Consider the following 23,771-nt stretch of genomic DNA (forward strand, 5'->3'; position numbering starts at 1 on the left):
AAATAAAAAAGCGGGAAAAGATCGCTCTTTTCCCGCCAGAATTATGACTTGTTTAACCCCCGAAATGACTCGGGAGAAACAGGCTTATTTTTGGATTTCAAACAACGGGGTTTGGCCCGCAACTACCTGGCCCGTCGCGAACGCGGTCAAACCGGCATAGTCATCAGTATTGCTGACCACTACCGGGCTGATCATCGAACGTGCATTGGCATTCAGGTATTCCAGATCCATTTCCAGAATCGGCTGCCCCATTTTCACCTCAGTCCCCTCTTCCACCAGGCGTTTAAAACCTTGGCCGTTGAGCGCAACGGTGTCGATACCCATGTGGACCACGATTTCCGCCCCTTTATCGGTTTCCAGGCAGAATGCATGGTTGGTATTGAAAATCTTCACCACGGTGCCATCGGCAGGTGCCACTACGGTTTTGTCAGTTGGGCGAATCGCCACACCGTCACCCACCGCTTTACTGGCAAATGCTTCATCTGGCACCTGATCCAATGCCACAACGTCGCCAGTTACCGGTGCAACCAGCGTCTGGAAAGCGGCCTTCGGTGCGTTAGGCACCGCCTGGGGCTTAACATCCGCAGCCCCAACTGCTGGCGCAGAAGCGGCGGGTATCGGGCCTGCGGCCACAATATTACGCATTGCGCTGGCAATCAGTTCAGCACGAGTACCGACAATGACCTGCACGCTTTGTTTGTTCAGACGGATCACACCAGAAGCACCCAGACGTTTAGCAAGAACATCATTCACCAAAGCCGAGTCTTTCACGTTCAAACGCAAACGGGTAATACAGGCATCAATACCGGTCAGGTTTTCAGAACCCCCGATAGCACCAACATAGCGACGAGCCAGCGTAACGGTTTCATTTTCGTCTTTACCCGCATCGCTGTTCACATTCACGTCATAACCGTCGGTCTCATCACCGGCCACCGCCAGTTCACGGCCTGGGGTCATCAGGTTGAACTTACTGATAGTGAAACGGAATACCACATAATAGATAACAAAGAACACCAGACCTTGCGGAATCAGCATATACCAGTGGGTGGCCAGCGGATTGCGTACCCACAACATCATATCCACCAGACCGGCGCTGAAACCAAAACCAGAAATCCACTGCATACTGGCGGCAATGAAGACGGAGATCCCGGTCAGCACGGCGTGAATCACATACAGCACCGGTGCCACAAACATGAAGGAGAATTCCAGCGGTTCAGTGATACCGGTAAAGAAGGACGCAAACGCCCCAGCCAGCATGATCCCCAGTACTTTGGCTTTGTTCTCTGGGCGAGCACAGTGATAAATCGCCAATGCCGCACCCGGCAGGCCGAACATCATGATCGGGAAGAAGCCCGCTTGGTAACGGCCAGTGATACCAACAATGGCTTTACCGGATTCGATGGACTGCTGGCCACCCAGGAAGTTAGGAATATCGTTAATACCGGCAACGTCAAACCAGAATACGGAGTTCAACGCGTGATGCAGACCAACTGGAATCAGCAGACGGTTGAAGAACGCGTAGATACCTGCTCCAGCGGAGCCTAATTTCTGGATATGCTCACCGAAGTTCACCAAGCTGCTGAAGACCACCGGCCAGACGTACATCATGATGAAAGCCACCAGGATCATCAGGAAGGAGATCAGGATCGGCACCAAGCGGCGGCCGCTGAAGAACGACAACGCTTTTGGCAACTCAACGCTGCTGAAACGGTTGTAGACCTCAGCAGAGATGATACCCACCAAGATACCGACGAACTGGTTCTGAATCTTACCGAACGCAGCTGGCACCTGATCAACCGGGATTTTTTGGATCATCGCCACGGCACCCGGTGAACACAGGGTGGTTAATACCAAGAAACCAACAAAACCGGTCAGCGCAGCGGCACCGTCTTTGTCTTTTGACATACCATAAGCCACACCAACGGCGAACAGCACCGCCATATTGTCGATGATGGCCGCACCCGATTTGATAAACAGTGCTGCCAGAGCATTGTCTCCCCCCCAACTGACAGGGTCAATCCAGTACCCGACGCCCATCAAGATGGCCGCGGCAGGCAGCGTGGCAACCGGAACCATCAAGGCCCGGCCCACCTTTTGCAAATAACTAAGAATGTTCACCATTTCCCCCTATTCGTCCGCGGACGGACCTTATTTAGTAGTTTCTTGATAAAACTCTACTACCTTTTAGAAATAATCTATGTCACCTAGCAGACTGTCTCCCGCCATTACCCATAATATCGTCACAGACCCACGGGCAATGGCGGGAGATAATCTCTTCATGCGGAGTGTAAAAAATTTATTTCGTATCGCAAATTAAAACCTCATTTTTTGTGATTTAAATCACTAAAAAGCAGTCTTGAGCTGCCACATTGCTAGCCATCGCACAAAACTTATTTTATCATTAAAAAAATCAACGGCGCGACGTTTAACACGAACGCCTTAAAGCTGAGTTACGCTTAAGACTCTAGCTTTGGCCTATCACAGTATAGCTACAGTTTATTCTACCAAGAGGTGTACGATGAGACTTATCCCACTGAAAGATACCGCCCAAGTCGGCAAATGGGCTGCACGCCATATCGTCCAGCGTATCAACGCATTCCAGCCAACCGCCGAGCGCCCGTTTGTCCTCGGCCTTCCTACCGGCGGCACTCCGCTTGAAGCTTATAAGCACTTGATTGCCATGCATAAAGCAGGTGAAGTCAGCTTTAAGCACGTGATCACTTTCAATATGGATGAATACGTCGGTCTGCCGCAGGCACACCCTGAAAGCTATCATACTTTTATGTACCGCAACTTCTTCGACCACGTTGATATTCCAGCAGAAAACATCAATCTGCTGAATGGTAACGCACCAGACGTGGATGAAGAATGCCGCCAGTACGAAGCTAAGATGAAATCTTACGGTAAAGTTCACCTGTTCATGGGTGGCGTAGGGGTTGATGGACATATTGCGTTCAACGAACCCGCCTCTTCCCTGGCTTCACGCACCCGTATCAAAACGCTGACGGAAGAAACCCGCATCGCTAACTCCCGTTTCTTTGACGGCGACGTCAGCCAAGTACCGAAATATGCATTGACCGTGGGCGTGGGCACTTTGCTGGATGCAGAGGAAGTGATGATTCTGGTCACCGGCCGTGGCAAGGCGCAGGCCCTGGAAGCCGCAGTAGAAGGCTGTGTTAACCATATGTGGACCATCAGTTGCCTACAGCTGCACGCGAAATCCGTTGTGGTTTGCGATGAGCCTTCCACTATGGAGCTCAAGGTGAAAACCGTTAAATATTTCCGTGAATTAGAAGCGGAAAGCGTTAATAGTCTTTAAATTTCTGCGGGGGCTACCTACATGTTCGCTTTAACCCAATGCCGGATCTTTACCGGCCACGACGTGCTTGATGATCATGCAGTTGTCATTGCTGATGGTCTGATTGAACGGGTCTGCCTACAGGCTAAATTACCTGCTGACATCGAAACGCGCGATCTGGGTGGTGCCATCTTAGCCCCCGGCTTTATCGACGTGCAGCTCAACGGCTGTGGCGGCGTGCAATTCAACGATTCGCTAGAGGCTATCTCGGAAGAAACGCTGGAAATTATGCAGCGTGCCAATGAAAAATCGGGCTGTACCAGTTATCTGCCTACGTTGATCACCTCCAGCGACGACTTTATGAAGCACAGCATCAATGTGATGCGCGCTTATCTGAAAAACAATCCTAATCAGGCGCTTGGCCTGCATCTGGAAGGGCCATACTTGAGCGAGCTCAAGAAAGGCACCCATAACCCGGCATTTATCCGCAAGCCCACCAGCGAGATGATCGGCTACCTATGTGCCAATGCCGATGTGATCACCAAAGTGACGCTGGCACCGGAAATGGTTGCGCCACAATTTATCAAACAGCTGGCCCAGGCCGGTATTGTGGTTTCTGCTGGCCACTCAAACGCCACCTATGATCAGGCACGCATTGGCTTTGCCGCCGGTATTACTTTCGCCACGCACCTGTACAACGCCATGCCTTATATTACCGGGCGTGAGCCAGGCCTGATGGGGGCCATCTTCGATACGCCGGAGGTCTATACCGGGATCATCGCTGACGGGCACCATGTCGCCTGGGCGAGTATCCGTAATGCCAAACGAGTAAAAGGGGATAAACTGGTTCTGGTTACCGATGCAACCGCACCAGCAGGCGCGGACATTGACCAGTTTATTTTTGCTGGTAAAACAATATACTATCGCGATGGGCTGTGTGTTGATGAAAACGGTACGCTGAGTGGTTCAGCGCTCACCATGCTCGAAGCCGTGCAAAATAGCGTGGAACATGTGGGTATCCCACTGGATGAAGCGTTGCGTATGGCTACGCTGTATCCGGCACGTGCCATTGGTGTTGCACAACGTTTAGGCACCATTGAAGCAGGTAAAGTGGCCAACCTGGCCGTATTTACCCGCGATTATAGGATTACAAAGACCTTCGTTAACGGTAACGAGGTTTATACCCCACTGACTTGAAGCCACAGCGTTGTTGGCTGTGGGCGCTCACCCCAGCCACAAAGTTATCGATGCTTTTGGGGATACTCGCCCTTGCTGCTTAGCTGCAACTTCAAGTAATTTGGGTATCATTCACAGACAAAGAGTAAAATTATTGATGAGCGCAGGCGGACCAGCACAAATAGGGAACGTTGACTTAGTTAAACAACTCAATGGCGCAGCAGTTTATCGCCTGATCGACCAACAAGGCCCGATCTCGCGTATTCAGATTGCTGAACTCAGCCAGCTTGCCCCCGCCAGCGTCACCAAAATTACGCGCCAGCTGTTGGAGCGCGGCCTGATCAAAGAAGTGGATCAACAAGCCTCCACCGGCGGCCGCCGTGCTATTTCTATTGTTTCTGAAACCCGCCAATTTCATACCGTTGCCGTGCGCCTTGGCCGCCATGATGCCACCATTACGTTGTATGACATGAGCGGCAAGTCTCTGGGGGAGGAGCATTATTCTCTGCCGGAGCGCACTCAAGAGACGCTGGAAAATGCACTGTTCAATGCTATCGAACAATTTATTGCCAGCTATCAGCGCAAGCTGCGCGAGCTGATTGCGATTGCCGTGATCCTGCCCGGTTTAGTTAACCCCGCTCAGGGCATTGTGCGCTATATGCCGCACATCAGCATCAATAACTGGGCGCTGGTTGATAACCTTCAGCAACGTTTCAAGATCACCAGCTTTATCGGCCATGATATCCGCAGCCTGGCACTGGCCGAGCATTACTTCGGCGCCACACGTGATTGCGAAGATTCTATTCTGGTGCGCCTGCACCGCGGCACCGGAGCCGGGATTATCGTCAATGGTCAAATCTTCCTGGGCAACAACGGCAACGTGGGTGAGATCGGCCATATTCAGATCGATCCGCTTGGGGAACGCTGCCATTGCGGTAATTTTGGTTGCCTGGAAACCGTCGCCTCCAACGCGGCGATTGAACAGCGCGTGCGCCACCTGCTGGCACAGAATTATCCAAGCAAATTGACGCTGGACGATTGTAATATCAGCGCAATCTGCAAAGCTGCCAATCGTGGTGATTTGCTAGCCAGCGAAGTGCTCGAACACGTTGGCCGCTACCTCGGCAAAGCCGTGGCCATCGCCATCAACCTGTTCAACCCGCAAAAAGTGGTCATTGCCGGTGAGATCACCGAAGCGGATAAGGTACTGTTGCCAGCGATACAAAGCTGCATCAATACGCAGGCGTTGAAAGATTTTCGCAAAAACCTGCCGGTGGTTACCTCGGAGCTTAACCATCGTTCAGCAATCGGTGCTTTTGCCTTGGCCAAACGTGCCATGCTTAATGGCGTACTTTTGCAACGGTTGCTGGAAAGCTGACCCCCTTCGACAGGCATGCTATCTTCACTTTTTGCCTGCAACTCTACCCCGCTTTTTTCGCTGTAATTCACCGCAAAAAGAGGGGTAAATCATGAGAAACAGCAACAATGACGATTAAAAACGTAATATGCGATATTGATGGCGTGCTGATGCATGACAATACTGCCGTTCCCGGTGCCGACCTGTTCCTGGCCCGCCTTCAGGAGCAAGGGATGCCACTGGTCATGCTGACCAACTACCCATCGCAAACCGCGCAGGATCTGGCCAACCGCTTTGCCGCTGCGGGGCTGAACGTGCCGGAAAGCGCGTTTTATACCTCAGCAATGGCTACTGCCGATTTTCTGCGGCGCCAGGAAGGCAAAAAAGCCTATGTGGTTGGCGAAGGCGCACTCATTCACGAACTGTATAAAGCCGGTTTTACGATTACCGATATCAACCCAGATTTTGTGATCGTGGGCGAAACGCGCTCCTATAACTGGGATATGATGCATAAAGCAGCCTATTTCGTCACCCATGGCGCGCGCTTTATCGCCACCAATCCCGATACCCACGGCCACGGATTCGTTCCTGCCTGTGGGGCCTTGTGCGCACCCATCGAAAAAATCACCGGGCGCAAACCGTTTTATGTCGGTAAACCGAGCCCGTGGATCATCCGCGCCGCACTGAACAAACTACAGGCCCATTCAGAAGAAACGGTGATCGTCGGTGACAACCTGCGCACCGACATCCTGGCCGGTTTCCAGGCTGGCCTGGAAACCATTCTGGTGTTGTCCGGCGTTTCCACGCTGAATGATGTCGAAACCATGCCATTCCGCCCAAGTTATATCTTCCCTTCGGTGGCAGATATCAATATCTTTTGATTCCCAGGGCGGCGATCTCCGCTGCCCGGTTATTTTCCTGCCTGTAAAAAATCAATCAATAGCCTCAGATTATTTTCAACGTGAAATTTATTATTCTGCGGCAAATAAAGCTTTCACCCTCACCTAATAAAAAAAACGGCATTCTAGATGCATGCCCAATAATTTACTTTACGGCATGTTAACTAAATCCTGTTTTCATAAATAATGAGGTTGATGATGGCTGATATTAACTCTTCCATTCCGAGTACCCTAACCGACGATGCCGCTGGTATGCCGGATATGCGTAATAAAAAAATCATGCTGGGTTTTTGGCAAAACTGGCCGGCAGGTAACAGCGATGGCTACCAGCAAGGTCAGTTTGCGAATATGAATCTGACCGATATTCCTGAAGCATACAATGTGATTGCCGTGGCGTTTATGAAAGGCGAAGGCATTCCCACCTTTAAACCCTATAACCTTTCCGATGCTGAGTTCCGCCGCCAGGTTGGCGTTTTAAACTGTCAAGGACGTGCGGTATTAATCTCTCTCGGTGGTGCCGATGCGCATATCGCTTTAAAAACCGGCGATGAAGATAAATTGAAAGATGAAATTATCCGCTTGGTAGAAACCTATGGTTTCGATGGCTTGGATATTGATCTGGAGCAGACAGCAATTAATGCCGCCAATAATAAAACCGTATTACCAACCGCACTGAAGAAAGTAAAAGATTATTACGCTGCTCAAGGTAAAAATTTCATTATCAGCATGGCACCAGAGTTCCCTTATTTACGCACTGCGGGCAATTACCTGGATTATATTTCCGCGCTAGAAGGTTATTATGATTTTATCGCTCCACAATATTATAACCAAGGAGGTGATGGTCTTTGGGTTGATGAGGCCAATGGCGGTGAAGGGGCTTGGATTACCCAGAACGATGACACAGTGAAAGAAGACTTCCTGTATTACCTGACAGAAAGCCTGGTTACCGGCACCCGCAATTACACAAAAATCCCACCTGATAAATTTGTTATCGGCCTACCAAGCAATGTCGACGCAGCAGCAAGCGGTTACGTGGTCGATCCGCAGGCGGTCTACCGTGCATTTAGCCGCTTGGATGCCAACAATCTGTCGATCAAAGGCTTGATGACCTGGTCCGTCAACTGGGACAACGGTAAAAGCAAAACGGGTGTGGCGTACAACTGGGAATTTGCTAAACGCTACACCCAGTTGATTCAAGGAGGCGTGCTCCCACCTCAGCCAGAAAAACCCAATGCCCCCACGGCGCTGACCGTTTCGGCCTTGACTGCAACCTCATTGCAATTGAGCTGGTCTGCCGCCACCGGCATTAATCCTGTTGTCAGTTACACCGTTTACCGCAACGGTAACGCTATTGGCCAAACAGGCAGCCTTAGCTTGCAAGACAGGGGCCTGACCGCCAACACCCAATACAGCTACTTTGTCACCGCAACCGACAGTAAAGGTAACCAATCATTGCCAAGCAGCTCACTGACAGTAAAAACCACGGACGATGGCACCACGCCACCGAATCCGGGCATCACCGAGTGGGAAATCAATCACGCTTATAAAGCTGGCGACATAGTGACCTATCAAGGCAAAAAATATACCTGTATTCAATCACATACTTCGAATGCGGGCTGGACACCGACCGCCGCCTTCACCCTGTGGCAACTAATCGCCTGATAACCCTTGCGTCTATCCAGCTACAGCATCGTTGGTAATGGCGTAAAATCTGCTTAATGGATTGCCAGAAAATTTTACCGGCAATCCATGTATCCCCTTAAAAATTATACATTCGCTAATTTTCTACCTATAAAACTGCATATCCGCTAATTTCCGCCACTACTCAACTGACTATTTTTCAGTGTAACGTTAAAACGCTTGCATGTTTGTCAGGTTTTGACGCATTTTCATCATCAGAAGGCAGAAAAACCGCATCATTATTGATAAAACGGTAATACTGTAAATAACAGCGAATGAATTTCACAGCCCAAGAAAAGTCGTTAGGAGAGTTTGTATGTGTTCTATTTTCGGTGTGCTCGATCTGAAGTCCGACCCTGTTGAACTGCGCAAAAAAGCCCTGGAGTTATCCCGCTTAATGCGCCATCGCGGCCCGGATTGGTCCGGCGTTTATGCCAGCGATAAGGCCATCTTGGCCCATGAGCGCCTGTCGATTGTTGACGTGAACAACGGTGCCCAACCGCTGTACAACGCCGCGCACACCCACGTTTTGGCCGTTAACGGTGAAATCTACAACCATCAGGCACTGCGCCAAAAATTAAGCGACCGGTATGAGTTCCAGACCGGCTCCGACTGTGAAGTTATCCTGGCGCTGTATCAGGAAAAAGGCCCCGACTTCCTTGATGAATTACAAGGCATGTTTGCCTTTGCACTGTATGACACAGAGAAAGATGCTTACCTGATTGGCCGCGATCATCTCGGCATTATTCCGCTGTATATGGGCCATGACGAGCATGGCAACCTGTTTGTCGCTTCTGAAATGAAAGCGCTGGTGCCGGTTTGCCGCAGCATCAAAGAATTCCCGGCGGGCAGCTATCTGTGGAGCCAGGATGGGGAAATCCGTACCTACTATCAGCGTGACTGGTTCGATTTCGACAACGTCAAAGACAACGTGACCGATGCCAACGCGCTGCGTAACGCCCTGGAAGAATCGGTGAAAAGCCACCTGATGTCCGATGTGCCTTACGGTGTGTTGCTCTCTGGTGGGCTGGATTCTTCGGTGATTTCCGCCATTACCAAGAAATACGCCGCACGCCGTGTGGAAGATGGCGAGCGTAGCGAAGCCTGGTGGCCGCAGTTGCACTCCTTCGCCGTCGGTCTGCAAGGTTCACCGGATCTGCGCGCCGCGCAGGAAGTGGCTAACCATCTTGGCACCGTACACCACGAAATCCACTTTACGGTGCAGGAAGGGTTGGATGCGATCCGTGACGTGATTTACCACATCGAAACCTACGATGTCACCACTATCCGCGCCTCAACGCCAATGTATCTGATGTCGCGTAAAATCAAGGCGATGGGGATTAAAATGGTGCTGTCCGGTGAAGGTGCCGATGAAGTGTTCGGCGGTTATCTGTACTTCCATAAAGCACCGAACGCCAAAGAATTCCACGAAGAAACCGTGCGTAAATTACTGGCACTGCATATGTATGACTGTGCCCGCGCCAACAAAGCCATGTCGGCCTGGGGGGTAGAAGCCCGCGTGCCGTTCTTGGACAAAAACTTCCTTAACGTTGCCATGCGCATCAACCCAAAAGACAAAATGTGCGGCAATGGCAAAATGGAAAAACACATTATTCGCCAATGTTTTGAATCCTATCTGCCGGCGAGCGTCGCCTGGCGCCAAAAGGAACAGTTCTCCGACGGCGTAGGCTACAGTTGGATCGATACCTTGAAAGAAGTGGCCGCCAAGCAGATCAGCGATCAACAGCTTGAAACCGCACGCTTCCGTTTCCCGTACAACACGCCGACCTCCAAAGAAGGCTATCTGTACCGCGAGATTTTCGAAGAACTCTTCCCACTGCCAAGCGCTGCGGAATGTGTTCCTGGCGGCCCATCGGTAGCTTGTTCGTCAGCCAAAGCCATTGAATGGGATGAGTCCTTCAAAAAGATGGATGATCCTTCTGGCCGCGCAGTCGGCGTTCACCAATCAGCCTATCAATAACCCTCTCCCCGGCGGGCTGCAAAGCCCGCCTTTTGTTGATGTTTTCAAACACCAATCGCATAAACTGACGCTTTTATCACCAACCTGTTCACAACCCAGACAAACAACACCTGCGGGTACTTTTTCGGGAAAAAACTTGTTGACGCAAAACGGCCATATACGCATAATGCGCCCCGCAACGCCGATGAAGGTTGCGCGAAAAAAGATGGCTACGTAGCTCAGTTGGTTAGAGCACATCACTCATAATGATGGGGTCACAGGTTCGAATCCCGTCGTAGCCACCATCTTTTTGCGGGAGTGGCGAAATTGGTAGACGCACTAGATTTAGGTTCTAGCGCCGCAAGGTGTGCGAGTTCAAGTCTCGCCTCCCGCACCATTTCTTTTCATCGTTGTGATTACAGCAAATGGGGTATCGCCAAGCGGTAAGGCACCGGTTTTTGATACCGGCATTCCCTGGTTCGAATCCAGGTACCCCAGCCATTTTTTGGATGGGATGCTGTAAAATTTGATTATGTTATTGGGGTATCGCCAAGCGGTAAGGCACTGGTTTTTGATACCAGCATTCCCTGGTTCGAATCCAGGTACCCCAGCCATAACATAAGTTCTTGACCTGTAAAGAAAGTAGTGAAAACGGCTACGTAGCTCAGTTGGTTAGAGCACATCACTCATAATGATGGGGTCACAGGTTCAAATCCCGTCGTAGCCACCATCATGTTGTACTATTGGGGTGTCGCCAAGCGGTAAGGCTCTGGTTTCTGATACCAGCATACCCAGGTTCGAATCCTGGCACCCCAGCCAAATTCAGAAAGGCCCGCTTCGGCGGGCCTTTTGCTTTTCAGCATTGATCTTGGCTATTCGAGCTCGGCATACCGAGCCCGCATGTTACAACCCTAACGCATACTTCAACGCCTGCTCTTTCAGTTTGCCCGCACGCTGCGCCACCATCAGCGCCAGATTGCGTGCTACGCCCAACGGAGCCAGATTATTGCTAAAAGCGGCATAAAACACATCCATCCCACTTTGCATCAGCAAGTTATCGGTGCGCCGCTGGCGCTGATAGCGCATCAACACGGCTTCGCTGGCCCAATCTTCCCCCTGTTCACGCGCGCTGCTGATAACATCCAACAAAGCGTCCACATCCCGATAGCCCAAATTAACTCCCTGCCCGGCCAGCGGATTGATGGTATGGGCTGCATCACCCAACAAAGCCAACCCCGGTTTTATGTAGCATTGCGCATGACGGCGTACCAAAGGGAAAGAGCCGGCGGCATGTACTTGCACAGCACCTAAACGTGGCGGGAAAGCCACAGCAATTTCATGCTCAAGCTGTACCAACGGCAAAGCCTGTAGCTGGCGAATACGCTGCGGGCTGTCGTACCATACCAATGAAGCCCATTGATCATACAAAGGCAAAAATGCACGCGGGCCAGAAGGGAAGAACTGCTGCCAGGTCACATCCTGCTGCGGAGCACCGGTTTCCACGGTGATCAACATACAAGACTGGCGATACTGCCAACCAGTGGTGCCAATCGCGGCCAGCTTGCGCACCTGCGAGTATGCACCGTCTGCGCCTATCACTAAACGCGCCTGTAAGCTCTCAGAAGAACTTAACATCACTTGCCAGTGATCTTGGCCACGCTGCATCGATTGCAACCTGGCAGGGCAATAGAGCGTTAAATTTTCACATTGTGTCAACCGCTGCCACAGCGCCAGCTGCAAAATACGGTTTTCCACCATAAATCCCAGCTCTGGCAACCCCAACGATGCCGCATCAAAAGTGACCCGTGAGGATTCCCATTCCCAGGTTTCCAACCGGCGGTACGGTGCCAAACGCATTTTTTCCACCGCCTGCCATACCCCAAGCTGTTTTAGTAAGCCTACGGATGTGCAGCCAATAGCAGAAATACGCAGGTCCGGCGCGCTTTGCGCGTCAAATTCCTCTGGTGCCTGGTGCTCTAACAACGCCACAGACAGCCCAGCCTGCGCCAGCCCCAAAGCCGCCGCCGCGCCAACCATGCCGCCGCCAACCACTACCACATCAACCCGTTTTTGAGACGTTTTCATTTTGGCTATACTTTTCGCTTAATGGAGTGCCGCCATCGGTTACGGCATTTTCAGCCAGTGTATACCCAAAGTACCTGGAGTTGCAGCCAGACAAACCTCTGTTGCGGCAAAGTGTTGCACTCAGCCTTCGCTTTGCTGGTCACAACCGCAGCAAATGTTTACAATGCCTCTCCGGCATGGCGCTTAACGCAATTTTCTCCTCGCACTGAGTAATGGCAAATCAATGATGAAAAAACTGCATATCAAAACCTGGGGTTGCCAGATGAATGAGTACGACTCATCAAAGATGGCAGATTTACTGGGAAGCACACACGGTTACGAATGGACGGATAACGTTGAAGAGGCCGACGTCCTGTTGCTGAATACCTGTTCGATCCGTGAAAAGGCCCAGGAAAAAGTTTTCGGTATGCTGGGCCGCTGGAAACTGTTGAAAGAACAGAATCCAGACATGATTATCGGCGTGGGAGGCTGTGTGGCCTCACAGGAAGGCGAACATATTCGCCGCCGAGCACCCTGCGTGGATATTATTTTTGGCCCACAGACGCTGCACCGTTTGCCGGAGATGATTAACCACGTCACAGGGACGCGCAGCCCGATCGTGGATATCAGCTTCCCGGAAATCGAGAAATTTGACCGGCTGCCAGAACCCCGCGCCGAAGGGCCAACCGCCTTTGTTTCGATCATGGAAGGCTGTAACAAATACTGCACCTTCTGCGTCGTGCCTTACACTCGTGGTGAAGAAGTCAGCCGCCCGAGCGACGACGTGCTGTTTGAGATCGCCCAGTTGGCCGCGCAGGGCGTGCGTGAAGTCAACTTGCTCGGCCAAAACGTAAATGCCTATCGGGGAGCCACCTACGACGGCGAAATCTGTTCCTTTGCCGAACTGCTGCGCCTGGTTGCTGCCATTGACGGTATTGATCGCATCCGTTTCACCACCAGCCACCCGATCGAATTCACTGACGATATTGTGGCGGTGTATGAAGATACGCCGGAGCTGGTCAGCTTCCTGCATCTACCGGTGCAAAGCGGTTCAGACCGTATCCTGACCATGATGAAACGCTCTCATACCGCGCTGGAATACAAAGCGATTATCCGCAAGCTGCGTAAAGCGCGCCCGAATATTCGGATTAGCTCCGATTTTATCATCGGCTTCCCTGGCGAAACCCAGGAAGACTTCGAACAGACGATGAACCTGATTGCCGACGTGCAATTCGATAATAGCTTCAGCTTTATCTACTCTCCGCGCCCCGGCACTCCGGCAGCCGATCTGCCTGACGATATCAGCGAAGAAGAGAAAAAGCAGCGCTTGTATATTCTACAGGAACGTATTCAACAGCAGGTATTGCAGTTCAGCCGCCGCCTGGTGGGCAGCGTCCAGCGTATTCTGGTGGAAGGCCCATCGCGCAAGAGCGTCATGCATCTGGCAGGCCGTACCGAATGCAACCGTATGGTTAATTTTGAAGGCTCGCCGGAGATGATCGGCCAGTTTGTTGATATCGAAATTACCGAAGTGCATGCCAATTCACTGCGCGGTATCGTAGTCCGCACCGAACAGCAGATGGATCTGCGTGTACATGAATCCCCTGGGGCGGTGATTGCCCGCACCCGTAAGGAAAACGAGCTGGGTGTCGGCACTTACCAGCCTTGATACCGTTTTAACCTCAGGCAGTGATTCTGCCCTGTAACCCTTTTTCTGCCGGGCTGCTTGCTGCCCGGTGGTGTTCTTTTTTATTTTGACGATGAGGCAACACAATAATGCAACTCCCACACTGCCCGAAGTGCAACTCCGAATACACCTATCAAGACAATAGTCTGTTCATCTGCCCTGAATGCGCCCATGAATGGAGCGACAGCAACCCGGCAGAAGACGCTGATACTCTGATCGTCAAAGATGCCAACGGTAATCTGCTGGCCGATGGCGATGCGGTGACTGTGATCAAAGATCTGAAGGTCAAAGGCAGTTCTTCTATGCTGAAGATCGGCACTAAAGTAAAAAATATTCGTCTGGTTGAAGGCGATCACAACATTGACTGCAAAATTGATGGTTTTGGCCCGATGAAGCTGAAATCCGAGTTTGTGAAAAAGAACTGATCCTTTCCTACCGTAGGAACCAAAATATTGGCTTCCTACGGCTTCCCCCTCTTGAATTTTCCTTCTGGCGCACAGATAGATCTGAGGAAACTTGCGCCCATGCCGCACACCATGAATAATTCAGGAAAGAGAGTTCAGAACTTGCTCTGAATACGCGGATTAAAAACGCATTACGTGGCATCAACCAGGCTCTATTGAGCCTTGAGGAATAGTTTGAACGTCGCAACACAAGAAATTATGCTGGAGCCCGCAGATAACCAGCGTCTGCTCAGCCTGTGTGGCCCATTTGATGACAACATCAAACAGCTCGAACGCCGGTTAGGCATTGAAATCAACCGCCGCGACAACCGCTTCAAGCTGGTCGGCAAAAACCTGTGCGTCGTTGCCGGCACGGATATCCTGCGCCGCTTGTATGTGGATACCGCCCCCATTCGCGGTGTGGTTCCAGATATCGACCCGGAGCAGATCCATTTGGCGATCAAAGAGAGCCGAGTACTTGAGCAGGTTGCCGACGGCGTGCCGGATTACGGCAAAGCGGTAAATATCAAGACCAAGCGCGGCATGGTGAAACCACGCACGCCAAATCAGGCACAGTACATCGCCAATATTTTTGCTCATGACATCACCTTCGGCATCGGCCCAGCCGGGACCGGTAAAACGTATCTGGCCGTTGCAGCAGCGGTTGATGCCTTGGAGCGCCAGGAAATCCGCCGCATTCTGCTGACTCGCCCAGCGGTTGAAGCCGGTGAAAAACTGGGGTTCTTGCCTGGGGATCTGAGCCAGAAAGTCGATCCTTATCTGCGCCCGCTGTACGACGCCCTGTTCGAAATGCTGGGCTTCGAACGCGTGGAAAAGCTGATCGAGCGTAACGTGATCGAAGTTGCGCCTTTGGCCTATATGCGTGGCCGTACCCTGAATGATGCCTTTATTATTCTGGATGAAAGCCAGAACACCACCATCGAACAGATGAAGATGTTCCTGACGCGCATCGGTTTCAACTCAAAGGCGGTGATCACCGGTGATGTGACGCAAATCGACCTGCCACGTAACCAGAAATCCGGCCTGCGCCACGCCGTGGAGGTGCTGTCTGAAGTAGAAGAGATCAGCTTTAACTTCTTCCACAGTGAAGATGTGGTGCGTCACCCGGTGGTGGCCCGCGTGGTGATCGCTTATGAAGCCTGGGAAGTCGCCGAGCAGAAACGCAAAGATGCCATTGCCGAACAGCGCAAGCGTGAAGCACACATTACCTCTGAACAGGAAGCACCATGAGCCAGGTGATTCTGGATTTGCAAATCGCCTGTGCCAACGGTGATGGTTTGCCAGACGCCGCAACTTTCCAGCGTTGGCTGGAGAACGTGCTGCCACAGTTTCAGGAAGAAGCCGAAGTGACCATTCGGCTGGTAGATGAAGCCGAAAGTAACGAATTGAACCTGACTTACCGTGGCAAAAACAGCCCCACCAACGTGCTGTCATTCCCGTTTGAAGCTCCTCCGGGGATCGAGCTACCGCTGCTGGGCGATCTGGTCATTTGCCGCCAGGTGGTTGAACAAGAAGCGGTTGAGCAACAAAAAACACTGGAAGCTCACTGGGCGCATATGGTTGTTCACGGCAGCCTTCATCTGCTAGGGTATGACCATATTGAAGATGATGAAGCCGAAGAAATGGAGTCTTTAGAAGCCGAGATCATGCAAAGCATGGGTTATCCAGACCCTTATCTGGCGGAAAAAGACGCCAACTGACGTCAGTATCAGCCCTAATTCAGGCGCTGATGCTGACCACCTTAACTCTGACATGAGTGATATTAATTAAAACGCCATGAGCGACGACCATTCACAAAGCAATGACAGCCCCAGTCCCAAGAAGGGGTTCTTTACTCTTATCCTCAACCAGCTATTCCACGGTGAACCTAAAAACCGTGGCGATTTGGTTGAGCTGATCCGTGATTCCGAGCAAAACGATCTGATCGATCCTGATACCCGCGACATGCTGGAAGGCGTGATGGATATCGCCGAACAGCGCGTGCGCGATATCATGATTCCGCGCTCCCAGATGGTCACGCTCAAGCGTAACCAGACGCTGGAAGAGTGCCTGGATGTGATCATTGAGTCTGCCCATTCGCGTTTTCCGGTGATCAGCGAAGATAAAGATCACATTGAAGGCGTGCTGATGGCCAAGGATCTGTTGCCATTGATGCGCACGGACTCTGAGCCTTTCAGCATCGACAAGGTGCTGCGCCCCGCCGTGGTGGTGCCGGAAAGCAAGCGGGTTGACCGGATGCTGAAAGAGTTCCGCTCCCAGCGTTATCATATGGCGATCGTCATTGATGAGTTCGGTGGCGTATCCGGCCTGGTCACCATTGAAGACATTCTGGAACTGATTGTCGGTGAGATTGAAGACGAATATGACGATGAGGAAGATCGCGATGTCCGTCAGCTCAGCCGCCATATGTTCACCGTGCGTGCATTAACCCCGATTGAAGACTTCAACGATGTTTTCGGCACCCATTTTAGCGACGACGAGGTTGATACCATCGGCGGCCTGGTGATGCAAGCCTTCGGCCATCTGCCAGCACGCGGGGAAACCATTGAAATAGAAGGTTACCTGTTTAAAGTTGCGATGGCTGACAGCCGGCGTATCATTCAGGTTCATGTCAAAATTCCGGACGATTCTCCGCAACCGAAACTGGAAGAATAAATCTCCCATGGCTAAAGCCTCTTTATTTGCACGCCAGCGAGTTCGCGCTCTGCTGGCGCTATTGTCAGGTGCTTGCGGCACACTCGCGTTTTCTCCTTATGATTTCTGGCCTGCGGCGATTATTTCACTGTTCGGTTTGTTGGCCGTTACTCTCAACCGTACTACCCGACAATCCGCGCTACTCGGGTTTGGCTGGGGATTAGGGCTGTTTGGCAGCGGTATAAACTGGGTTTATGTCAGCATTGCCGATTTTGGCGGTATGCCGTTTGCCATCAATATCTTCCTGGTTGCCCTGCTGGCGGCCTATCTTTCGTTGTATACCGGGCTGTTCGCCGGATTGTTGGCACGCCTCTGGCCGCGCACTACCTGGTGGCGGCTGGCGGTTGCCGCACCGGCGTTATGGCAACTGACCGAATTCCTGCGTGGCTGGGTGCTGACCGGTTTCCCCTGGCTGCAGTTCGGCTACAGCCAACTTGATGGCCCATTGAAAGGTATTGCCCCATTGTTGGGCGTTGATGCCATCACGCTGCTCCTGATGTCCCTCAGCGGCCTGCTGGTGTTTGCCATCAACCAACGCCGTATCACCCCGGCCGTGATCGCCATCGCCATGCTGTTGCTGCCCTGGCCATTACGTCAGTTGCACTGGTTTACGCCGCTGCCAGACCAGGCGGTGAACGTTGCTCTGGTGCAAGGCAACATTGCACAATCGATGAAGTGGGACCCCAAAGCGCTGGTCAGCACGTTGCAAACTTATCTGGACGCCAGCCGTCCATTTATGGGCAAAGCACCGATCATCATCTGGCCGGAATCCGCCATTCCAGACGTGGAGAGCAACCAGAACGGGTTTCTTACCATGGTTGACGATCTGATGCGTGCCAAAAACAGCAGCCTGATTACCGGGATTGTTGATGCTCGCGCCACCCCGCAAGGCACAAAATTCTTCAACAGCGTGATCGTGCTGGGTGAAGAAACGCCCTACCGTTACCCGGCGGCCAAGCGCTATAACAAACACCATCTGGTGCCGTTTGGCGAATTCGTTCCCTTGGAAACGCTGATACGCCCACTGGCCCCTTTATTCGATTTGCCGATGTCCTCGTTCAGCCGTGGCAGTTATGTGCAGCCACAGCTAAACGTGCGCGGTTATAACCTGACGGCGGCCATCTGTTATGAAATTGTTCTTGGCCAGCAGGTACGTGACAATTTCAACCCGGATACCCACTTTCTGTTAACCATCTCCAATGATGCCTGGTTCGGCCACTCTATCGGCCCTTGGCAACATTTCCAGATGGCGCGAATGCGCGCATTGGAATTGGGGCGCCCTCTGCTGCGCGGCACCAACAATGGCATTACTGCGGCCGTCGGCCCAACGGGCGACGTACTGGCGTCTCTGCCACAATTCACGCGCAACGTACTGGAAGTGAAAGTTACTCCCACGACCGGCATCACGCCTTATGCACGCTTCGGTTCCATACCGGTTTGGATCATCACCGTGCTCTTGGCTGGTTTTGCGCTGATTACCGGGCTACGCCGTAAATAATCGCCTTGCAGGGCGTTAATGCGCCCTGCCTCACTTCATTTCGCCTCTTTTTCTGGCACGTCCTTTGCTTTAATTATTCTGTAATAGATTGCTGATTGACTTTACCGGCCTCTCGCGGCACCAAATGCACAACGCTAGAGCATGCTGTGCACCCCATCGGTGCATTGGGGGTTTATTGCATCCATTTGGTGCGCGTGATGTCTCAAAAAATGAAACAACTTAGTTTCATACCGTTCACAATCAGCTATTTTCTATCGGTAATTCGTTCTAAGACTCTTCAATAACGTGAGTCATTAGTAACCGTTTCAACCCGATACTCTCTTGATTTCGGGTCATGACAACAGCAAAGGAGTAGGACCATGTATATGCGAAAATTGGCGTTATCGTTACTGCTTATCGGTGCGGCGAGTAGCGTAGCCCATGCAGAAGAACTGAACGGTACGCTGAAAAAAATCAAAGACAGCGGTGTAATTGTTGTTGGTCACCGTGAATCCTCTGTTCCATTCTCCTACTACGATAATCAGCAGAAAGTTGTCGGTTATTCTCAAGACTACTCCAACCAGATCGTTGAAGCAGTCAAGAAAAAGTTAAACGCACCAGATCTGCAAGTAAAAATGCTGCCGATCACCTCGCAAAACCGTATTCCGCTGTTACAGAACGGCACCTTCGATTTTGAATGTGGCTCCACCACCAATAACCTTGAGCGCCAGCAACAGGCGGCCTTTTCCAATACCATCTTCGTGGTAGGTACACGCCTGCTGGTGAAGAAAGGCTCTGGTATCAACGATTTCAGCGATCTGGCTGGTAAAGCGGTCGTGGTAACCTCGGGAACGACTTCCGAAGTGCGGCTCAACAAGCTGAACGATGAAAAACAGATGAAGATGCGCATCATCAGCGCCAAGGACCATGGGGACTCTTTCCGTACCCTGGAAAGTGGCCGTGCAGTAGCCTTTATGATGGATGATGCGTTGCTGGCAGGCGAGCGGGCAAAAGCCAAAAAACCCGATCAGTGGGAAATCACAGGCACCCCGCAATCCCAGGAAGCCTATGGCTGCATGATGCGTAAAGACGATCCAGAGTTCAAAAAACTGGTTGATGAGACTATCGCTCAAGTACAAACCTCAGGCGAGGCCGCCAAATGGTTTGATGTCTGGTTCAAGCAGCCTATTCCACCCAAGAACCTCAACATGAACTTTGAACTGTCTGATGATATGAAAAAGTTGTTCAAAGAGCCTAACGACAAAGCTTTGAACTAATAAAAAGAGAAAGCCGGTTTGGCTGCTCGGTAGCCAAACCGGCCCTGTTGATGGCTATCATTCATATCATTCAAGCAACCACAATCAGTCACTTGAAAGATAAAGACGTGAAGCAGGCAGGATACGGGAGTTCGTTCTACCTCCCGCATTCTCCCTTCATTCAGGGCCGCACGCTTATACACTGCCCAGCTCGGTGTAAGTTGCCGCCCCTGAATAGCCATCAAGCTTTAAGGTGCTCTGCGCCTGTTTACCGGAGTTTGTTATGTCAATAGATTGGAACTGGGGTATCTTCCTGCAACAGGCCCCGTTTGGGAATACCACCTATCTGGGCTGGATCTGGTCCGGCTTTCAGGTCACGGTCGCCCTCTCCATCTGCGCATGGATTATCGCTTTTTTTGTCGGTTCACTGTTCGGTATCTTGCGAACCGTGCCAAACCGTTTTCTCTCAACGCTGGGAACTTGCTACGTCGAACTGTTCCGTAACGTACCGCTGATCGTGCAATTTTTCACCTGGTATCTGGTGGTGCCGGAACTGTTACCAACCAATCTTGGCATGTGGTTTAAAACCGAGCTGGACCCTAACGTTCAGTTTTTTGTTTCTTCCATGCTGTGTCTTGGGCTGTTCACCGCTGCTCGCGTTTGTGAACAAGTGCGTGCTGGTATCCAATCTCTGCCACGCGGCCAGCGTGCCGCAGGGTTGGCAATGGGCTTAACGCTGCCACAAACCTATCGCTATGTGCTGTTACCGAATGCCTACCGGGTGATTGTGCCACCGATGACGTCAGAGATGCTCAATCTGGTGAAAAACTCCGCCATCGCCTCCACCATCGGCTTGGTGGATATGGCCGCGCAGGCCGGTAAGCTGCTGGATTATTCCGCACATGCCTATGAATCCTTTACTGCCATTACTCTCGCTTATGTGGGTATCAACGCCGTCATTATGCTGTTTATGCGGATCGTTGAGAGAAAAGTGCAGTTACCCGGCCATATGGGGAGCAAATAATGTATGAATTTGACTGGGGCTCAATTGTCCCAAGCTTCCCGTATTTGCTGCAAGGGCTGGCTGTCACGCTAAAAATTACCGTAACGGCTATCGTCTTCGGCATTATCTGGGGCACCATTTTGGCCGTGATGCGCCTGTCACCAATCAAGCCGATCAGCTGGTTTGCCGCCCTGTACGTCAACCTGTTCCGCTCTGTCCCGCTGGTGATGGTGCTGCTCTGGTTCTATCTGGTAGTTCCCAGCTTATTACAGCAGGTTCTGGGTTTATCACCCAAAACCGATATCCGCCTGATCTCAGCCATGGTCGCTTTTTCTCTGTTTGAAGCGGCCTATTACTCAGAGATTATCCGGGCTGGGATTGAGAGCGTATCGCGCGGTCAGTCTTCTGCCGCATTGGCGCTGGGAATGACAAATTGGCAGTCCATGAGGCTGGTGATCCTGCCGCAGGCATTCCGCGCCATGGTGCCATTGCTGTTGACCCAAGGGATCGTCTTGTTCCAGGATACTTCACTGGTTTATGTGCTGAGTCTGGCAGACTTCTTCCGTACCGCCTCAACCATTGGTGAGCGCGATGGTACACAGGTTGAAATGATCCTGTTTGCTGGTCTGGTCTATTTTATTATCAGTATCGCCGCGTCGATGCTGGTCAGTTATTTGAAAAGAAGGACGGTTTAATGATTTCCCTGAAAAATGTTTCTAAGTGGTACGGTCACTTTCAGGTTTTGACCGATTGCACCACCGAAGTCAAAAAAGGTGAAGTGGTGGTGGTCTGTGGTCCTTCAGGCTCAGGCAAATCAACCCTGATAAAAACGGTCAACGGGCTGGAGCCCATTCAGAAAGGCGATATTCTGGTCAATGGAACACAGGTTAACAATAAGAGCACCAATCTGGCGCAGTTGCGTTCCCAAGTTGGCATGGTATTCCAGCATTTTGAACTGTTCCCCCATTTGTCGATCATTGAAAACCTGACGCTGGCGCAAATCAAAGTGCTCAAACGCAACAAAGAAGCCTCACGCGAGAAAGGGCTGAAACTGCTTGAGCGTGTTGGCCTCTCCGCTCATGCCAATAAGTTTCCAGGCCAGTTGTCCGGTGGCCAACAGCAGCGCGTCGCGATAGCCCGTGCGTTATGTATGGACCCGATCGCCATGCTGTTTGATGAACCGACTTCCGCTCTTGACCCGGAAATGATCAACGAAGTGCTGGATGTCATGGTGAAATTGGCCCAGGAAGGGATGACGATGATGGTAGTGACACACGAAATGGGCTTTGCCCGTAAAGTGGCCCATCGGGTGATCTTTATGGATGAAGGGAAAATCGTTGAAGACCGTAATAAAGACGATTTCTTCAACCACCCAGAATCCGAGCGTGCCAAGGACTTCCTGGCAAAAATCCTCCATTAATCTACCTCTGATGCGCCCTCCTTGGGCGCATCAGCCATTCTGGTTTTCGCGTTTTCCCCGTTCTTTATTGTCACTTTGCTGGCACAAGGCGCCTTTACTTTTTTCTGATGGGGCAAGACAATGCCGCCACAATATTATATGGAGAGACAAATGAAAGGATTTTTTAGCAAGTTTCTGATCGGCCTGATCGCCATCATTATTGTCGCTGCCGGGCTGTTTGCCTGGGTCTGGTATAGCCTGAAACAGGATGCCACACAGGCTTTTAACCAAAACAGCATAGTGAATACGCATCTCGGTAATGTTACCGTGGAAGAGTTCGGTATCAGTAAGTTTTCGGCCCTGCCACAATGCCAGGACGGTTGTGAACACTATCTGGTAAAACTGCAAGGTGAAAAAGCCAGCGCCATGGCCGTTACAGACTTGGCCAAAGGCGATACTGAACTCTCTCATGCCATATTATGCTTATCTGACGGAACCAATCTCGCCCTCACGCCAGACGCTGAACTGATCGTGCAAAATAGCACGAGAGAAACCCCCTGCCAGTAAACCGTCAGTTTCCCCCTCATGCTGATGATGAGGGGGATATATTAAGGTTCGAACGGCTTGCGTTGAAACTGATCATGCCCGCATTTTGGGCACAGCGGTAAAACCTCTGGCGTATAGAAGGCAAGATGGTGATGGCACTTCTCACACACCAGATTGCCTAACCCCACCACTTCACCGCTGTGATACACGCCATGATGGCTGACATCCTTGAATACCTCACGCCATTCCAACTGGGTTTTGTCGGTGATATCGGCCAGCTCTTGCCATAGGCTTTCCTTGATCACCCGCATAAATACACTGTCTGAGAACTCTTCCCGGCTTTCTTCGTAGCTACGGGCGAATTCTTCCAGATCGCGGCGCACAGCCTGAGTCAGTTGCTCCACCTCGGCCCGGGTCAGCTCCCCCACCTCGTTCAGCCGTTTCTCGGCGCTGGCAACCAGTTCATCAATGTCACGCTCACCGTTTTTCAAACGTTCCGTCAACGATGTCACCAACTCACGGTAATACTGAGCAACCTTGTTCATAGCTTCTCCTCGATGAAGTACTGCGCCAAGATTTCCTTCTTGCAACTACTCCCGTTCATTTTAGCCTTAAATTACAATAGACACTGGGTAAGATGAGAAGATTGACAGGTTGTGGATCACATCATGACGATGTTTTTTTAAATACGCCGCATCAGGGCGCTTGGTGTTGTTGCTGGGAGGTCTTATCAGCTATGCTATGCGGATCTTAAGTTCTCAACAGAATGCTACGGATGTAGCTGTTTCACACCTACAGGACCATCGGCCGC

General features: G+C 51.5%; 20 protein-coding genes and 6 tRNA genes. 23 read left to right on the forward strand and 3 right to left on the reverse strand.

Annotation, left to right across the window (positions count from 1 at the left end):
* Window positions 1-84: 84 nt before the first annotated feature.
* Entirely contained in the window at window positions 85-2,118 is a 2,034-nt protein-coding gene (nagE, locus tag Z042_RS20940; protein ID WP_024911512.1) for an N-acetylglucosamine-specific PTS transporter subunit IIBC, read from the reverse strand.
* 400 nt (window positions 2,119-2,518) lie between these two features.
* Between nagE and nagB the strand changes: the two genes are divergently transcribed.
* From nagB to Z042_RS21000, 12 genes are all read left to right on the forward strand, one after another.
* Window positions 2,519-3,319, forward strand: a complete 801-nt coding sequence (gene nagB, locus Z042_RS20945; RefSeq protein WP_024911511.1) for a glucosamine-6-phosphate deaminase — start codon at window positions 2,519-2,521, stop codon at window positions 3,317-3,319.
* A 21-nt stretch (window positions 3,320-3,340) separates the two neighbouring features.
* On the forward strand, window positions 3,341-4,495 hold the full coding sequence (nagA, locus tag Z042_RS20950; protein WP_024911510.1) for an N-acetylglucosamine-6-phosphate deacetylase: 1,155 nt from the start codon (window positions 3,341-3,343) through the stop codon (window positions 4,493-4,495).
* A 136-nt stretch (window positions 4,496-4,631) separates the two neighbouring features.
* Window positions 4,632-5,852 (forward strand): DNA-binding transcriptional regulator NagC, encoded by a 1,221-nt coding sequence (nagC, locus tag Z042_RS20955; RefSeq protein ID WP_024911509.1) that lies wholly within the window; start codon window positions 4,632-4,634, stop codon window positions 5,850-5,852.
* A 107-nt stretch (window positions 5,853-5,959) separates the two neighbouring features.
* Entirely contained in the window at window positions 5,960-6,712 is a 753-nt protein-coding gene (locus tag Z042_RS20960; protein ID WP_024911508.1) for an HAD-IIA family hydrolase, read from the forward strand.
* Window positions 6,713-6,928: 216 nt separating this feature from the next.
* Complete coding sequence (locus Z042_RS20965; protein ID WP_024911507.1) at window positions 6,929-8,392, forward strand: carbohydrate-binding protein; 1,464 nt, start codon at window positions 6,929-6,931, stop codon at window positions 8,390-8,392.
* Window positions 8,393-8,726: 334 nt separating this feature from the next.
* Complete coding sequence (gene asnB / locus Z042_RS20970) at window positions 8,727-10,391, forward strand: asparagine synthase B (protein WP_024911506.1); 1,665 nt, start codon at window positions 8,727-8,729, stop codon at window positions 10,389-10,391.
* A gap of 207 nt (window positions 10,392-10,598) precedes the next feature.
* Window positions 10,599-10,675 (forward strand) — tRNA-Met (locus Z042_RS20975).
* A 7-nt stretch (window positions 10,676-10,682) separates the two neighbouring features.
* Window positions 10,683-10,767: transfer RNA gene (locus Z042_RS20980), tRNA-Leu, on the forward strand.
* Window positions 10,768-10,796: 29 nt separating this feature from the next.
* Window positions 10,797-10,871: transfer RNA gene (locus tag Z042_RS20985), tRNA-Gln, on the forward strand.
* Between the two features lie 38 nt (window positions 10,872-10,909).
* Window positions 10,910-10,984, forward strand: a tRNA-Gln gene (locus tag Z042_RS20990).
* A 39-nt stretch (window positions 10,985-11,023) separates the two neighbouring features.
* Window positions 11,024-11,100 (forward strand) — tRNA-Met (locus Z042_RS20995).
* 14 nt (window positions 11,101-11,114) lie between these two features.
* Window positions 11,115-11,189, forward strand: a tRNA-Gln gene (locus Z042_RS21000).
* An 84-nt stretch (window positions 11,190-11,273) separates the two neighbouring features.
* Here Z042_RS21000 and ubiF read toward each other — a convergent pair.
* The gene (gene ubiF / locus Z042_RS21005; RefSeq protein ID WP_024911505.1) at window positions 11,274-12,455 is read right to left on the reverse strand and encodes a 3-demethoxyubiquinol 3-hydroxylase; all 1,182 of its coding nucleotides are present in this window, start codon (window positions 12,453-12,455) and stop codon (window positions 11,274-11,276) included.
* A gap of 223 nt (window positions 12,456-12,678) precedes the next feature.
* On the opposite strand from ubiF, the gene miaB reads away from it, so the two are divergent.
* The 11 genes from miaB to Z042_RS21060 all read left to right on the forward strand — a co-directional run bounded on the left by miaB (window position 12,679) and on the right by Z042_RS21060 (window position 22,981).
* The gene (gene miaB / locus Z042_RS21010; protein ID WP_024911504.1) at window positions 12,679-14,103 is read left to right on the forward strand and encodes a tRNA (N6-isopentenyl adenosine(37)-C2)-methylthiotransferase MiaB; all 1,425 of its coding nucleotides are present in this window, start codon (window positions 12,679-12,681) and stop codon (window positions 14,101-14,103) included.
* A gap of 107 nt (window positions 14,104-14,210) precedes the next feature.
* Entirely contained in the window at window positions 14,211-14,546 is a 336-nt protein-coding gene (locus Z042_RS21015) for a zinc ribbon domain-containing protein YjdM (RefSeq protein ID WP_024911503.1), read from the forward strand.
* A gap of 237 nt (window positions 14,547-14,783) precedes the next feature.
* Window positions 14,784-15,815, forward strand: coding sequence for a PhoH family protein (locus Z042_RS21020; protein WP_202901320.1), 1,032 nt, complete (start codon window positions 14,784-14,786; stop codon window positions 15,813-15,815).
* Complete coding sequence (gene ybeY / locus Z042_RS21025; RefSeq protein WP_024911501.1) at window positions 15,812-16,285, forward strand: rRNA maturation RNase YbeY; 474 nt, start codon at window positions 15,812-15,814, stop codon at window positions 16,283-16,285. The genes Z042_RS21020 and ybeY overlap by 4 nt, the downstream gene beginning before the upstream one ends.
* Before the next feature lie 76 nt (window positions 16,286-16,361).
* Window positions 16,362-17,240: a CNNM family magnesium/cobalt transport protein CorC gene (gene corC / locus Z042_RS21030; protein ID WP_024911500.1), complete on the forward strand. Its 879-nt coding sequence runs from the start codon at window positions 16,362-16,364 to the stop codon at window positions 17,238-17,240.
* 7 nt (window positions 17,241-17,247) lie between these two features.
* Complete coding sequence (gene lnt / locus Z042_RS21035) at window positions 17,248-18,777, forward strand: apolipoprotein N-acyltransferase (protein ID WP_024911499.1); 1,530 nt, start codon at window positions 17,248-17,250, stop codon at window positions 18,775-18,777.
* A gap of 359 nt (window positions 18,778-19,136) precedes the next feature.
* The gene (locus Z042_RS21040; RefSeq protein WP_024911498.1) at window positions 19,137-20,033 is read left to right on the forward strand and encodes an amino acid ABC transporter substrate-binding protein; all 897 of its coding nucleotides are present in this window, start codon (window positions 19,137-19,139) and stop codon (window positions 20,031-20,033) included.
* Window positions 20,034-20,295: 262 nt separating this feature from the next.
* Window positions 20,296-21,036, forward strand: coding sequence for an amino acid ABC transporter permease (locus tag Z042_RS21045; RefSeq protein WP_024911497.1), 741 nt, complete (start codon window positions 20,296-20,298; stop codon window positions 21,034-21,036).
* The gene (gene gltK / locus Z042_RS21050; RefSeq protein ID WP_024911496.1) at window positions 21,036-21,710 is read left to right on the forward strand and encodes a glutamate/aspartate ABC transporter permease GltK; all 675 of its coding nucleotides are present in this window, start codon (window positions 21,036-21,038) and stop codon (window positions 21,708-21,710) included. The genes Z042_RS21045 and gltK overlap by 1 nt, the downstream gene beginning before the upstream one ends.
* Window positions 21,710-22,435, forward strand: a complete 726-nt coding sequence (locus tag Z042_RS21055; RefSeq protein ID WP_024911495.1) for an amino acid ABC transporter ATP-binding protein — start codon at window positions 21,710-21,712, stop codon at window positions 22,433-22,435. Before gltK ends, Z042_RS21055 begins: the two co-directional genes overlap by 1 nt.
* Window positions 22,436-22,585: 150 nt before the next feature.
* Complete coding sequence (locus Z042_RS21060) at window positions 22,586-22,981, forward strand: hypothetical protein (RefSeq protein ID WP_024911494.1); 396 nt, start codon at window positions 22,586-22,588, stop codon at window positions 22,979-22,981.
* 41 nt (window positions 22,982-23,022) lie between these two features.
* Here the strand turns inward: Z042_RS21060 and Z042_RS21065 are convergent, their stop codons facing one another.
* Window positions 23,023-23,505, reverse strand: a complete 483-nt coding sequence (locus tag Z042_RS21065; protein WP_024911493.1) for a zinc ribbon-containing protein — start codon at window positions 23,503-23,505, stop codon at window positions 23,023-23,025.
* Between the last annotated feature and the right edge of the window lie 266 nt (window positions 23,506-23,771).

Origin of the sequence: Chania multitudinisentens RB-25 (assembly GCF_000520015.2) — a bacterium.
Taxonomy (GTDB): Bacteria; Pseudomonadota; Gammaproteobacteria; order Enterobacterales; family Enterobacteriaceae; genus Chania; species Chania multitudinisentens.